This is a genomic window from Trichococcus sp. TS_SC_9 (assembly GCF_056156325.1).
In genome coordinates, this window is record NZ_CM149591.1 from 2,434,633 (window position 1) to 2,449,099 (window position 14,467).

The window sequence follows — 14,467 nt, forward strand, 5'->3', positions numbered from 1 at the left end:
ATGAAAATTCAATTTTTAGGCACCGGAGCAGGTGTCCCTTCCACCAGCAGAAATCTTTCCAGCATAGCATTGAAACTATTGGATGAACGCAATGCCATCTGGCTTTTTGACTGCGGGGAGGGGACACAGCAACGTGTGCTCAAAACAACGATTCGACCCAGGAAAGTCGAAAAAATCTTCATTACCCATCTGCATGGAGATCATATATTCGGCTTGCCTGGGTTCTTGAGCAGCAGGGCGTTTCAAGGCGGCAATACGCCCTTGAACATCTATGGCCCTGTTGGAATCAAAGAATTTATTTTGACCAGTCTGCGTATTTCCCAGTCCCACTTGCGCTATCCAATCTTCTTTCATGAAATAACCGAAGATGGCGTAGTGTTTGAAGATGAGCAGTTCCGCGTGAGTTGCGCAAAACTGAATCACGGCATCGTTTCTTACGGATACCGTGTCGAAGAGGCAGACTATCCGGGCGAATTGCAGGCCGATAAGCTGAAAGAGATGGATGTTCCAGCGGGACCTCTCTACGGAAAGCTAAAAAATGGGGAGACTGTTGTTTTACCGGACGGCAGAACCATCAATGGGCTGGATTTTATCGGGAAAACGACTAAAGGACGTATCGTAACGATTCTGGGCGACACAAGAAGAACGAAAAACACAGTGGTTTTAGCTAAAAATGCCGATGTGCTGGTTCACGAGAGCACCTTCGGGAAGGAAGACCAAGCGATTGCGTCGGATTATTTCCATTCCACATGCATCGATGCAGCTAAAGTAGCCAAAGAAGCAAATGTTAAGCAACTCTATTTGACCCACATCAGCGCCCGTTACCTCAACGGCAATGCGCACCAGTTGCAGCGGGATGCACGCAAAGTCTTTCCTGACACGAAACTCGTCAACGATTATGATGAGTTCGAAATAGCGCTGACGAAATGATCCCCTGAAGCTTGATCCTCTGAGAATCATTCCGTTGATAAGTGTTGCAAGTTGACTATCCATCGGCAAAAAGATGATAATAAGAGTGGGATATATCAAAATGAGTGAGGCGATTATAATGAAAAATCAATGGAGATTAGTAGCAGGCATAATTTTAATCATCATCATTGTGTTATTTGCCGTTTTCAATGTCGATGCTGTGCCAGTCAATTTTGGGTTCGCAGTTGTGGATGGACCTCTTATCATTGTCATCCTTGTTTCTCTACTGATGGGCTCGCTCATCACCTTGTTGGTTGCGACAGGCAGTGCAACGAAGAAGAATAAAGAATTTAAACAGATGCGCACTGAGATTGACACAAAAGGGAAAGAAATCCAAGCGGCAGTCGATGCTACGAAAGTCGGGTATGAACAGCAAATCGCCGATCTGAGAGCGGAACTGACTCAGAAAGACAACAAAATCAAATCCCTTGAAGAGGAATTGGTCAAACAGTTTACAGTGGGTAACCCGAATCAGCCAAGCGTTTGACGAAAATAGAGTGGCAGATTTATCCAATCGGCCACTTTCAGTTGCAAAGAAAGACTAGAACGATTTCAGCTTCTAGTCTTTTTTGAATTACTGGGGCCTAGGTGCACCCGTACAGTTTAAATAGTTAGGAGTCGATAAATTGTTATCGTCAAAGATGAATTGGAAAATACGCAAATCAGAAATTGATGATTCTGTAAGCAGGGAAATCAGTCAGGCTACAGGCTTATCAGAAAAATTTGTTACGCTTTGCATGCAGCGAGGCTTGGGAACAAAAGAGCAAATCAAAGCTTTCATTGATGGGGCAGAAATGGAATTCCATGATCCATATCTGCTGCATGATATGGATAAAGCAATCCACCGCTTGATGGAAGCTATTGAGGCTGGAGAAGAAATCGTCGTTTATGGGGATTATGATGCGGATGGCATCACAAGCACAAGCATTCTCGTGGAAACGATAGAAGTATTGGGCGGCAATGTCGGCTATTATTTGCCGAATCGTTTCACGGATGGTTATGGCCCCAATGCTGCTGCATTCAAGAAATTGATCGAGAATGGGGCACAACTGATTCTTACTTGCGATAACGGGGTTTCAGGCCACGAACCGATAGCGATGGCTAAAAAAATGGGCGTGGATGTCATTGTTTCCGACCATCACGAATTGCCAGATGCGTTGCCGGACGCGTATGCCATCATCCACCCGAAACATCCTGCCGGATCTTATCCTTTCCCGGATCTTTCCGGAGCTGGTGTCGCTCTGAAAATTGCAGCGGCCTTGCTGGGGGAAATGCCTTATGAATCGCTCGATTTGGCAGCTATCGGTACCGTTGCGGACCTCGTCAGTTTAACAGGCGAGAATCGTTGGATCGTGAAGCAGGGACTGCAAGTCATGAAACAAACGCATCGGCTCGGTTTGGCTGCGCTGATGGAAGCCGCGGGAATAGACGCGGCTAATTTGGACGAGGAAAGCATCGGTTTCATCATCGGTCCGCGTTTGAATGCAGTCGGTCGGTTGGAGGATGCGGGTCCAGGCGCTGAACTGATGCTATCATTCGATGAGGAAAAAATAGCTGAACTGGTTGCTTACATACAAGAAAAGAATGTCGAGAGACAGGGAATTGTCCAATCCATCCATGAAGAAGCCAGTGCCGAACTGGCGAATAACGAAAGCCTGCCGGATATTGTAGTGTTGGGCAACACGAATTGGCACGAGGGCGTACTTGGAATTGTTGCAAGCAAGTTGGTCGAGGAATTCGGGCGTCCAACTGTCTTATTCCGCATCGACGAAAAAACCGGCATCGCAAAAGGATCGGCCCGCAGCACGGAAGCGTTGGATATCTATATGGCACTGACCGATTCAAAAGACTTGCTCACGAAGTTTGGAGGGCACAAAATGGCAGCGGGCATGAGCCTTCCCGCTGCCGATTTGCCAGCCTTCAGTGAAAAAATAAACAACTATGCGACCATTTATCATGATGCGATCGTGTTGGGCGAATCCATTTATATAGACGCCATGCTGCCGCTTGCTGATGTCACACTGCCGTTTTTGAAGGAATTGGAATTGCTCAAACCATACGGGACCGACAATCAAAAGCCTATATTCGGCTTCCAAAATGTACCGTTGACAGATATCAGACAGATCGGTGCGGACAACAAACATCTGAAATTCAAGCTTAAGGACAAAAACCTCTTTCTGGATGTGATTGGCTTCAACAAAGGAAGCATCAGCAACCACTTGAACGAGGCGGATGTCGTTTCTCTGATCGGAGAACTTTCGATCAACGTTTGGCGGGATAGCGCGAAACCGCAACTGCAACTGAAGGACATCAAAAACAAACATGTCCAGTTTTTCGACAAACGGAGTTCGATTATCCAAGAATCGGTATTGGCTGTGGAAGATGCCCTGTATCTATTTTCGACTTCCGGTATCATGAAACAATTTTATGAGCGCATCCCGAACAGTTCGAACGCTGCGTTACTCACTGACAATACAGCGGATGCTCTTCAGGATGTCAGTGCCAGCAACTTGGTGCTCTTCGAATGCCCCTTAAAGATGGATTTGTTGGCTGATCTTTTAAAGAGCAATCAGTTCGAAAATGTGTATGTCGTCTCTCATGAAACAAACAGCATTTACGCAGACGGAGTCCCTCCTAAAGACCAGTTTGCGAAATTCTACCAATATATCCGTTCCCATAAGGATATCGATGTGAGAAATCGGTTAGATGCCTTAGCAAAATACTTAAAAATCAAAAAAAATCTTGCCATTTTTATGATTCAAGTGTTTTTGGAGGCGGGATTTGTTACAATAGACAATGGTTTCATCAATGAGGTCCAAAACCCTGTCAAAAGAGCTTTGGACGACACCCAGGTATACAAAGATCGCCTGCAGAAAATGGAAGCTGAAAAGGTATTCATCTACAGCCCGTTTTCGCAGTTGACGAATTGGTTGAATGAACAGATGATGGTACAATAATTAGGAGGAACACAAAATGGACTTGAAACAATATATTGCTGATGTCAAAGATTTCCCGGAGCAAGGCATCATTTTCCGCGATATTTCACCCTTGATGGCGAACGGAGAAGCTTACCGTTATTCGATCAAAGAAATCGTGAAATATGCCCAGGACTTGAATGTCGATAAAGTAGTCGGACCCGAAGCGCGTGGGTTTATGGTCGGCTGTCCGGTCGCAGTGGAATTAGGCTGTGGATTCGCAATGGCCCGTAAAAAAGGCAAATTGCCGCGCGAAACGGTGGAAGTATCCTACGGACTGGAGTACGGAAAAGCAACTCTGCAACTGCACCAAGATGCCATCCTGCCTGGTGACAAAGTGTTGGTTTGCGATGATCTATTGGCAACTGGCGGCACTACAGCCGCAACCATCGAGTTGGTGGAAAAATTAGGCGGAGAAGTCGTCGGTTTGGCATTCCTGATCGAGCTGTTGGATTTAAAAGGCCGTGACCTGATCCAAGGGTATGACATCTTCACGCTGATGGAATACTAAGAACAATAAATAATCCGAAAATGAACGGACACGCAAAAAGGCTGCCAAAAGTTGGCAGCCTTTTTGTGGCAGTCGGGGGACTGACCCTTATATGATGTGGTTCCGGTACAGACCGACTACTTTTCCCAGAATGATGACGGAATCCAAGATGATCGGATCCATGCTGGCATTTTCAGGTTGCAGACGGTAGTAGTTGTTTTCTTTATAGAATCGTTTGCAGGTCGCTTCATCATCATCCGTCATAGCTATGACGATATCACCGTTTTCGGCCGTGGATTGTTTTCTGATGATCACTGAGTCGCCATCGAATATACCGGCGTCGATCATGCTTTCTCCGCGGATTTTAAGCATAAACAAACTTCCGGAAGAGGATTTCAGATCCGGCGGAACCGGGAAATAATCTGTTGCTTCTTCGACAGCCAGGATGGGAGCACCGGCTGTGACGGTACCCAATAGCGGCATTTTATCCGACATGATCCCGAGTTTATCCAGACCTGCTTGGGTCAGTTCGATCGCACGTGGTTTTGTAGGGTCGCGTTGGATAAAACCGTTTTTTTCTAGACGCGACAGATGGCCGTGCACTGTGGACGTTGAGGAAAGTTTGACTGCATTCCCGATTTCCCTTACGGTCGGCGGATAGCCTTTTTCCTGGACTTCTTCATAAATGTATTGAAGCACTTCAACTTGGCGTGAATCTTTATTTTTAACCATGAGATCATCATCTCCGTAATCCTAAATTTATAAGTTTAGAATACCATTAATCATCTAAAAAATCAAACAGATGTTCGCATATTCTCGGGAGTGACGCGAGAATATGCTTAAAATTATCCTGAAACCGGCAACCGCTGAAGCGTTTTCGAAAATTCGCTAAATTTATCCGTGATTGCTATTTCTTTTTCTCATAATCTTTAGTACAATTAATGAATGAATGCTTTGGAAAGGGGGATGAATACGTGTCAACAACAGCATGGGTAATGATGGTCATTTTAGGAATAGTAATAGGCGCGGTTGGCGGATTTTTCCTTGCAAGACGTTATATGGTAAAATATTTTGAAGAAAATCCACCAATCAATGAAGAAATGTTGCGTTCTATGATGATGCAGATGGGTCAAAAACCATCCGAAAGAAAAGTAAAACAAATCATGGCTTCTATGAAAACACAATCAACAAAGAAAAAGAAATAGAATAATGAAATAATATACAAAATGTGGATCTCTACGGTTCCACATTTTTATTTTGTCCGAATACAGGTAAGAAGGGAGTAATAAACGTGAGTATTTTCAAAAAATTGAGTTGGTTTTTCCGTCAAGAATGGAAATCGTATTTTGTAGGCGTCTTTTTCCTGATCATTGTGGCGATACTTCAGGTTGTTTCGCCGCGCGTTGTCGGAATCATCATCGATGAAATTGCCTTAGGGACCCTAACGATGGCTTCTTTGTGGAAGTGGTCGGCGATCATATTGATAGCAGGCATTTTGCAGTACCTTTTCCGCTATATTTGGCGGATGAAGATTTGGGGTACTTCGGCAGAGTTAGAAAAGATACTGCGTTCGCGATTGTTTAAGCATTTCACCGAAATGGACGCTGTCTTTTTCCAGAAATACAGGACAGGCGATCTGATGGCGCATGCGACGAATGACTTGAATGCGATCAGGATGGTCGCAGGCGCAGGCATACTGACATTGGCGGATTCGATTTCTTCAGGCGGGATCACGCTTTTCACAATGTTCTTCTTGATTGATTGGCGTTTGACGCTTATCGCCATGATTCCGTTACCGGCTTTGACGCTGGTGTCACGAATCCTCGGACAGAAGATGCACAAGCGTTTCCGCAAAGCACAAGCTGCTTTCTCTAATCTGAATGACAAAACGCAGGAGAGTGTCTCCGGCGTTAAGGTAATCAAGACGTTCGGTGAAGAAGAAGAAGATATTCGTGATTTCGAAGCGATGACGAGGGATGTCGTCGTGAAAAATAAAGCTGTCTACTTGGTTGATGCCTTATTTGACCCGGCGATCCAACTTATTTTGGGGCTTTCTTTCGCACTGACGATCATCTTTGGTGGCCGTTTTGTCGTGGAAGGCAGCATCAGTATCGGCCAGCTGGTTTCGTTCATCAGTTATATCGGCATGATGGCGTGGCCGATGTTGGCAGTAGGTAGATTATTCAATGTGCTGGAACGAGGCAGTGCCAGTTACAGCAGGATTGATGAGCTTCTTAAGGAAAAATCAACGATCCAGGAGCAAAAAAATGCTGTCCGGACTCCGGTTACAGGCGATCTGGATTTTCAGGTAACCTCCTTCGGTTACCCGAACAGTGAAGAAATCAGCCTGAAGGACGTCGGTTTCCATTTGGAGCGGGGACAAACATTAGGGATTGTCGGCAGAACCGGATCGGGCAAAAGCACGATTTTCCGTCTGCTGTTGCGTGAGTATGATCAATATGCCGGCAGCATCAACTACAACGGGATCGATATCCGTGATTACTCATTGGATGCATTGCTGAGCGGAATCGGTTACGTTCCCCAAGACAACTTCCTGTTCTCTTCTGACGTGAGGGAAAACATCCGTTTCGCTGATCCATCAATCAGCCAACAAAAGGTTGAAGAGGCAGCGCGCTTGACCGCCATCCATCATGACATTCTTGGTTTTCCCGAGGGCTACGATACGTTGGTTGGCGAAAGGGGCGTTTCCTTATCCGGTGGACAAAAACAGCGGATAGCGATTGCGCGGGCTTTAGTGACTGAACCTGAGCTGCTCATCCTGGATGATTCCTTATCCGCGGTGGACGCGAAGACGGAGGAAGCGATCCTGACGGGGCTTAAGGAAAAGCGAGCCGATCAGACAACGATCATCGCAGCCCATCGTATCAGCAGCGTGATGCATGCAAATGAGATCATTGTCCTTGATGAAGGGCGCATTGTCGAACGCGGGACGCATTATGAGTTGATGGAACTGCACGGCTGGTACCGCAGAATGTACGAAAAACAACAACTCGAAACCAAATTGGAAGGGGCGGATGAAGCATGAGTGGATCAGTATGGTCTAAAACAATCTCATTGAAGGAACAACTCCGGGTAGTCAAACGAATCTTCCACTTTGCCCATCCTTTCCGCAATCAATTTTTGATCGCTTTGCTTTTCAGCATCGCGTTGTCGCTGGTCAATGTGGTGGCGCCGCGCATCATCCAAATTTACATGGATGACTATCTGGCTGTTGGGAATGTCACGACCGACATCAGTGTGCTATTTGCGCTGGCATATGTAGGAGTTGTCCTGCTGAAGATGTTGGTCACGTATCTGCAGCGCTATATTTTCAGCATGGCGTCCGAACAAACCGTTGAGAATATCCGCAATGCCGTTTTCCGTAAGGTCAATCAATTGGGGATGCGCTACTATGACACCACCCCGGCTGGATCGATTGTTTCGCGCGTCACGAATGACACCGAAACGATCAAGGAATTCTGGAATGTATTTTTGGCTCTGGCAGAGGGGATCTTCAGCATCATCACAGTGTTCATCGCAATGTGGACATTGGACAAGCAGATTTCCCTTCTTTTCATCGTTTTTGTCCCGATCATGGCCGGTCTGATTTGGTATTACCAAAAGTACAGCACGCGCGTTTACCGCACAATGCGCGAAAGACTGAGCCAACTGAACACGAAATTGAATGAATCGATTTCCGGCATGGCGATCATCCAGCAGTTCCGCCAGGAAAAACGGCTGCGCGCGGAATTTGACGCGATCAATGAAGACTACAGCAAAGGGCGCGTAGCGATGGTCCAGATGAACGCCTTGATGCTGATGCCGGTCGTCAATCTGTTGCAGGCCATCGCGTTGGCGATCGTCCTATGGTTATTCGGTTATCAGACGTTGAACGGCGTCGTGGAGCTTGGGGTCATCTATGCGTTCACAACCTATATCCAAAATTTCTTCCGTCCGATGGGGATGATGATGGACAACCTCAGCGCCTTGCAGGACGGCATCGTCTCCAGTTCGCGGGTACTGAGCGTATTGGATAATGCCGAGTTGGCGCCAAGCCAACCTGGGGATTCGGAATTGGAAATTGCGCAGGGAAGGATCGAATTCAAAGATGTTTCCTTCTCCTATGACGGGAAGCAGGATGTGCTCAAGAACATCAGCTTCACCGCCAATCCAGGCGAAACGGTCGCGCTGGTGGGCCACACCGGCAGCGGAAAAAGTTCGATCATCAATGTTTTGCTGCGTTTTTATGAGTTCGAGAAAGGCGACATCCTGATTGACGGAAAATCTATCAAGACGTACCCGATCGAGGAGATCCGCTCAAAAATAGGCTTGGTCCTGCAGGATTCGTTCCTGTTCTACGGGGACATTTCGCATAACATCCGTTTAATGAACAAGGATTATACCGACCGCGATATCGAAGGCGCGGCTGCCTTTGTGCATGCCGATTCATTCATCGCGTCGCTGCCTGGAGGCTATCATGCAAAAGTGATCGAGCGCGGAGCCAGTTATTCGAGTGGTGAGAGACAATTGATTTCGTTCGCTCGAACGATTTTGCGTGATCCGAAAGTGCTCATCCTTGACGAGGCCACGGCTAATATCGACACAGAAACAGAACTCCTGATCCAAGAAAGCATGCGGAAAATGCGTGAAGGCCGAACGACGATTGCGATTGCTCACCGTCTGTCCACCATCCGCGATGCCCATCTGATCTTGGTATTGGAGAAAGGGCGCGTCATCGAACGAGGTACACACGAAGAACTGATCTCCAAACAGGGTACCTATTATGACATGTACATGCTGCAGTCGATGAACGACTGACCGCTTGTTGAACAGCAATTCAAAAAAACAGCGCCGGAAAAAAAATTTCCGGCGCTGTTTTTTTTGGTTGTTTTCGAGATGATGAAGACCCGGTAACGGACATCAGGTTTTTTATTTTGAGATGTAGACGAAATTCGGATCGATTTCCTGATCCAATTGGCGGAAGGTGGTTCCGAGCAGTTCGTCATAGGCAGCCAGTTCGTCTCTGGAGATGCGTTTCTCATTCGGCAGATAGATGGGCTTGCCGAAGCGGACCGTCGCTTTTTTGCGCTTCAGAAGATCCTTGAGTGTGAGTGGACCTTGATAGACTACTGGAAGGATCGGAACGTTGGCCAGCTTGGCGATGGAAGAAGTGCCGCCTTTGATTTCTGCGGAATGCCTCGACCCGGTCGGGAAGATCAACAGATTGGTTTTGCCTTCCTTCAGGATCGAAACAGGTTGCTTCAGGGCGCTCGGGCCCGGATTTTCACGATTGACAGGGAAAGCGTTCATGTGAGACAGCAGCCAGTTCATGAATTTCCCCTTGAACAGTTCTTGCTTCGCCATTGATGAAAATGCGTGCGGATACACGCCAAACGAAATGAAAATGGGATCCAACAGACTTCTGTGCGGAGCTGCAAGGATATAGACTGTGTCTTTCGGAATGTACTCTTTGTTTTGGATTTCGGTCTTGCCGTTCAGGATACGGACCAGAAATCTGACTATGATGACGACTGTTTTAAAAAACATGACAGGGCTCCTTTTGCTTTGGCATTATGCTAATCAGTATGAGATAGTTTGTTGAATATTTCAAGTTAAATATTCAGTTCGGACCGCCATCAATGGGGAAGAAGGTATATTTTTCGACGAAATTGCAGTACAATAAAGGATGGACAGCAAGAAGCAGAGGAAGTGATAGCGTGAAATGGAGTATGCCGGACAAGTTGATACAAGAGGGACGCGAATATGTGAATGAGGATCGCGTACTATCCGTGCAACCGGATTTCCACAGCCAGGTTTGGCATTGTGAGGTGCTCGGCAGTAAAATGTATCATGTCACCTTAGATGGGACAGCCAGGGAACAGGATGTATGTCAGTGCAAGTACTGGAAAAATCATCAGTATTGCAAGCATACGATTGCTGTTGAATTGTATCTGAAGGAGAAATGCGGTACCCGTATTCTGACGGAAAGCAGCGCAGAACAGTTTCAGGTCGATGCAGAAACTGCCGGTCAAGAATTTGTGAACGATTTGACGCAGATTTTCTTCCAAGAAAACAAAGGCGCCCAGAGCCTGAACACCCAAGCAGATTTTTTAGTGCAGTATACGCTGCAAGTTCTGCGCATGAAACCCAACAGTCTGATGCAAAACACTGGTGAGCATGTATTGGCTCTTTCCTTGCGTGCAGGGGTCGATAAACCTTACATGGTCACCAATATCGAACAATTTACGGAACAATTCATCAAACAAGAAAAATGGGAATACCGTCTCGGCGATGGGATCGATTTCCGGACAGTGAAGATACAGGAAATGGACCAGCCCATCATCTACCGGTTGCATAAACTGCTGGAGGAGCAACCCGCTGCATTGAACAAGCAATTGCTGAATGTTACGGCCAGAAAATTGGATTCCTACCTGATCCTTCCGCCGAGTTCAGCGCACTCCATTCTGGAGGATTTGATCGAAACTGGCAGGGTCGAATGGATTGCCGGCGAACAAACGTATCCGGATGTGCAAATCAGTCCCGAAAAACCCGGCTATCAATTCCTTTTGGGGAAAAAAGGCAAGGGAATAGAACTTCGCATCCAGTGCGACAACATCATCCATCTGTTGGATTACGACTGGTTGATCGAGGGCAACAAAGTCCATCCGCTCAGTGTGCAGCAACATAAACTGTTGGGGTACCTCTCGTTCTTTGAAAAACGTTTTGAAGACTCAAATGTGATCGGAATCGAAGAACCAGATGTATCGGATTTGCTGACCTATGTTATTCCCTTGCTGAAACAGATTGGAACGGTGCACTTCAGTGAAGAACTGGAGCGCAACATCGTTGATGAGCCGCTGACCGTCTCCATCCATTTCCGAGGTCCGGCCAAGCGCATAAAAGGTGAAATTTTCTTCAAATACGGGGAAACGGTCTTCCGTCAGAACCGTGCTTCGAAAACGGAGTCCCAATTCCTGATCAGGGATACGATAGGTGAAGAGCGGATCCTGCAGGTATTGGAAAATCTGGATTTCAACATAATCGAAAACCAAATAGCCTTCCTGGCTTCGAAGGATGTTGATCTATTCAGCTTTCTTTACAGGAAAATACCTGTTTTGCGCCGTTATGCCGAGGTCGAATTAAGTCCGGATCTGCAGAATCTGATAGTGGAAAATACTGAAGTTTCAACATCGGTTCAACGCAGGACAAGGGATTCTTTTTTGGATATCCGGTTTGATGTCGGTGGCATTTCGGAAAATGAGATCGACAGATTATTGAATAGCCTCAAAAAAAATGACGCTTATTACAAGACGGAAGACGGTCGCATCTTATCTTTGGAGACGGAAACAATGAAAGAGATGAATCGTTTCCTTTCATTGATCAAAGATGAGTCTCAGCTCCATGATGGAACAATATCCATGCCGATGATCAAGAGCATGACACTCGAAAAAGAAATCAATGATCTGAACCCTGAAGTCGGCAGCCAAGATTTCCTTAACGAACTGTATCATTTCATCAAGCACCCGAATGAGTTTCCGGCTGAATTGCCAAAAACGTTGCAAGCGGATTTGCGTCCGTATCAAGTGACCGGCTTCAAATGGCTGAAATTTCTCGCCAACTACGGCTTAGGCGGTATTTTGGCTGATGAAATGGGACTCGGCAAAACGCTCCAGTTGATCACCTTCTTGCTCAGCGAAGTAGAGGAAGGTAAAAATGATGCAAAACCCGCTTTGGTGATTGCGCCGGCTTCACTGATCTACAACTGGAAGTACGAATTCCAAAAATTTGCGCCCCAGCTTCAGATAAGTGTCATCAGCGGCGTGAAGAAGGAGCGAGAAGAGCAGTTGTCTCAATTGCCCGAGAACGGCATTGCGATAACCTCTTATCAAAGTTTCCGGCAGGATATCGAATCTTATCAAAAGTGTGATTTCTATGCGATGATCCTGGACGAATCCCAGTATGTCAATAACTACAATACGAAGACGTTCCGTGCCATAGCGAAGATGAATGCCCGGGTCAATATTGCGTTGAGCGGCACGCCGATCGAGAACAGCGTGACGGAATTCTGGGCGATTTTCCAATTGATTTTGCCGGGATTGTTCCCGAAATTACAAGAATTCAAAAAAATGTCGCTCGAAGATATTTCGAAAACAGCCAAACCCTTCATGTTGCGTAGGCTGAAGGCGGATGTTCTGGGTGATCTCCCGGAAAAATCCGAAGCCGATCTGTATAGCAGTCTCAATCGCGAACAGAAAATCATGTATTTGGCTTATCTCCAACAATTGCAGGAAAAGGTATCTGATTATGACAGTGAAGATTTCCAACGGAACCGAATGGAGATTTTGGCCGGGCTGACCCGTCTGCGTCAAATCTGTTGCGATCCCCGTTTGGTGGATGCAGCCTATGAAGGCGGCTCGGGGAAATTGGAGCAACTGGTCGAAATATTGAAAAATGCTCAAGAGAACAACCAGCATGTTTTGGTGTTTTCACAATTCACATCCATGTTGAAGTTGATCGAAGCAGAGTTGGTCAAGCAAAATTTAAGCCATCTCTATCTCAGCGGAAAAACCCCTCCAGCCGAAAGGATTACGTTGGTCAACCAGTTCAACGAAGGCCACACGGATGTATTTTTGATTTCACTGAAAGCGGGCGGCACCGGGTTGAACCTGACCGGCGCAGACACCGTCATCCTCTTCGATTTATGGTGGAACCCGGCAGTAGAAGAGCAAGCCGCCGGGCGAGCACACCGCATCGGCCAAAAGAAAAACGTGCAGGTGTACCGTTTCATCGCTGAGGGAACCATCGAAGAGAAAATCAATCAGCTGCAGCAGGACAAAAAGATGCTCTTTGATCAGTTGATCGTATCCGAAGGGGAAGAGGCGCTCAGCCGACAACGGTTGACGAACGATGACATCAAGCAGATTTTGGGGATTCAATCCGAGAATAACCAGTGATGAGGCTGTTTGATATCCATTTCCAGAAAAAACACTTGCTTCTTTCAGTATAATTGGATATAATTATCAACGGTGCAAAACCACATTTCACACCTTGATCGATACGGCAGACGTTGCTTATCGGAAGATGAGTTTCTGCTGTAGAAGAAATCGGGGGAGGAAAATAAAAACAAACTTGGAGGAAACAAACATGGCAGTAATTTCAATGAAACAATTATTGGAAGCAGGCGTACACTTCGGTCACCAGACTCGTCGTTGGAACCCAAAAATGAAGAGATACATCTTTACAGAAAGAAACGGTATCTACATCATAGACTTGCAAAAAACTGTAAAATTAGTCGACGAAGCATACAAATATATGCTTAACGTTGCTGAAGAAGGCGGCGTAGCTTTATTCGTAGGGACTAAAAAACAAGCGCAAGATTCAATCAAAGACGAAGCGATCCGTTCAGGTCAATTCTTCGTAAATCACCGTTGGTTAGGTGGTACTTTGACTAACTGGGATACTATCCAAAAACGTATCAAACGTTTGAAATCAATCGAAGCTATGTCTGAAGACGGCACTTTCGAACTACTTCCTAAAAAAGAAGTTTCTATCTTGAAAAAAGAACAAGAACGTTTGGAAAAATTCTTGGGCGGTATCAAAGATATGCCTAGAATCCCGGATGTAATGTTCATCGTTGACCCAAGAAAAGAAAGAATCGCTGTTCAAGAAGCTCACAAATTGAACATTCCTATCGTCGCTATGGTTGACACAAACTGTGATCCAGATGAGATCGACGTAGTAATCCCTTCAAATGATGATGCTATCCGCGCAGTTAAATTGATCACTGCTAAAATGGCTGATGCTTTCATCGAAGGCAACCAAGGAAAAGATCAAGTTGAAATTTCTGTTGAAGAAACTTTTGCAGCTGAAGCTGACGAAGCAACTTCATTAGAAGAAATCGTTGAAGTTGTAGAAGGCAACAACGAATAATATTTCCTATTTAGTTTGAAGTAACGAGCTGTCTCAGAAAAGAAGAAAGATATAGCCAATTTGGCAGCCGACATCTTTTCTATTCTCTTTGGGACAGCTTTTT

11 protein-coding genes are annotated in these 14,467 nt (G+C 46.0%); 9 read left to right on the plus strand and 2 right to left on the minus strand.

All coding sequences use genetic code 11. From position 1 onward, the window contains the following. From rnz to AC0J5I_RS11975, 4 genes are all read left to right on the plus strand, one after another. Complete coding sequence (rnz, locus tag AC0J5I_RS11960) at positions 1–930, plus strand: ribonuclease Z (RefSeq protein WP_107995190.1); 930 nt, start codon at positions 1–3, stop codon at positions 928–930. Between the two features lie 118 nt (positions 931–1,048). Next, entirely contained in the window at positions 1,049–1,456 is a 408-nt protein-coding gene (locus AC0J5I_RS11965) for a LapA family protein (RefSeq protein ID WP_107995191.1), read from the plus strand. 139 nt (positions 1,457–1,595) lie between these two features. Further along, positions 1,596–3,926, plus strand: coding sequence for a single-stranded-DNA-specific exonuclease RecJ (recJ, locus tag AC0J5I_RS11970; RefSeq protein WP_475300060.1), 2,331 nt, complete (start codon positions 1,596–1,598; stop codon positions 3,924–3,926). A 16-nt stretch (positions 3,927–3,942) separates the two neighbouring features. Further along, the gene (locus tag AC0J5I_RS11975; RefSeq protein WP_086627861.1) at positions 3,943–4,455 is read left to right on the plus strand and encodes an adenine phosphoribosyltransferase; all 513 of its coding nucleotides are present in this window, start codon (positions 3,943–3,945) and stop codon (positions 4,453–4,455) included. Positions 4,456–4,542: 87 nt separating this feature from the next. On the opposite strand, the gene lexA is transcribed toward AC0J5I_RS11975, so the two are convergent. Next, positions 4,543–5,166, minus strand: a complete 624-nt coding sequence (gene lexA / locus AC0J5I_RS11980; protein WP_107995194.1) for a transcriptional repressor LexA — start codon at positions 5,164–5,166, stop codon at positions 4,543–4,545. Between the two features lie 242 nt (positions 5,167–5,408). Between lexA and AC0J5I_RS11985 the strand changes: the two genes are divergently transcribed. From AC0J5I_RS11985 to AC0J5I_RS11995, 3 genes are all read left to right on the plus strand, one after another. Further along, on the plus strand, positions 5,409–5,639 hold the full coding sequence (locus tag AC0J5I_RS11985) for a YneF family protein (protein WP_199902973.1): 231 nt from the start codon (positions 5,409–5,411) through the stop codon (positions 5,637–5,639). A gap of 86 nt (positions 5,640–5,725) precedes the next feature. Further along, positions 5,726–7,480, plus strand: coding sequence for an ABC transporter ATP-binding protein (locus tag AC0J5I_RS11990; RefSeq protein ID WP_475300067.1), 1,755 nt, complete (start codon positions 5,726–5,728; stop codon positions 7,478–7,480). Beyond that, positions 7,477–9,252 carry an ABC transporter ATP-binding protein gene (locus AC0J5I_RS11995; RefSeq protein ID WP_107995197.1) on the plus strand — a complete coding sequence of 592 codons (1,776 nt, stop codon included), beginning with the start codon at positions 7,477–7,479 and terminating at the stop codon, positions 9,250–9,252. Before AC0J5I_RS11990 ends, AC0J5I_RS11995 begins: the two co-directional genes overlap by 4 nt. 111 nt (positions 9,253–9,363) lie before the next feature. Here AC0J5I_RS11995 and AC0J5I_RS12000 read toward each other — a convergent pair whose 3' ends face one another. Next, complete coding sequence (locus AC0J5I_RS12000) at positions 9,364–9,981, minus strand: lysophospholipid acyltransferase family protein (protein ID WP_475300071.1); 618 nt, start codon at positions 9,979–9,981, stop codon at positions 9,364–9,366. 170 nt (positions 9,982–10,151) lie between these two features. On the opposite strand from AC0J5I_RS12000, the gene AC0J5I_RS12005 reads away from it, so the two are divergent. Beyond that, complete coding sequence (locus AC0J5I_RS12005; RefSeq protein ID WP_475300073.1) at positions 10,152–13,388, plus strand: SNF2 helicase associated domain-containing protein; 3,237 nt, start codon at positions 10,152–10,154, stop codon at positions 13,386–13,388. A 190-nt stretch (positions 13,389–13,578) separates the two neighbouring features. Next, a complete protein-coding gene (rpsB, locus tag AC0J5I_RS12010) occupies positions 13,579–14,364 on the plus strand; it encodes a 30S ribosomal protein S2 (RefSeq protein WP_086627867.1) in 786 nt (261 codons plus the stop codon). Positions 14,365–14,467: the final 103 nt, after the last annotated feature.

What these genes read in the sequence shown, in the direction of transcription:
- lexA (WP_107995194.1), bottom strand. Translation starts at nt 5,166, where the DNA reads ATGGTTAAAAATAAAGATTCACGCCAAGTTGAAGTGCTTCAATACATT.
- rnz (WP_107995190.1), top strand. Translation starts at nt 1, where the DNA reads ATGAAAATTCAATTTTTAGGCACCGGAGCAGGTGTCCCTTCCACCAGC.
- AC0J5I_RS12000 (WP_475300071.1), bottom strand. Translation starts at nt 9,981, where the DNA reads ATGTTTTTTAAAACAGTCGTCATCATAGTCAGATTTCTGGTCCGTATC.
- rpsB (WP_086627867.1), top strand. Translation starts at nt 13,579, where the DNA reads ATGGCAGTAATTTCAATGAAACAATTATTGGAAGCAGGCGTACACTTC.
- AC0J5I_RS11975 (WP_086627861.1), top strand. Translation starts at nt 3,943, where the DNA reads ATGGACTTGAAACAATATATTGCTGATGTCAAAGATTTCCCGGAGCAA.
- AC0J5I_RS11965 (WP_107995191.1), top strand. Translation starts at nt 1,049, where the DNA reads ATGAAAAATCAATGGAGATTAGTAGCAGGCATAATTTTAATCATCATC.
- AC0J5I_RS11995 (WP_107995197.1), top strand. Translation starts at nt 7,477, where the DNA reads ATGAGTGGATCAGTATGGTCTAAAACAATCTCATTGAAGGAACAACTC.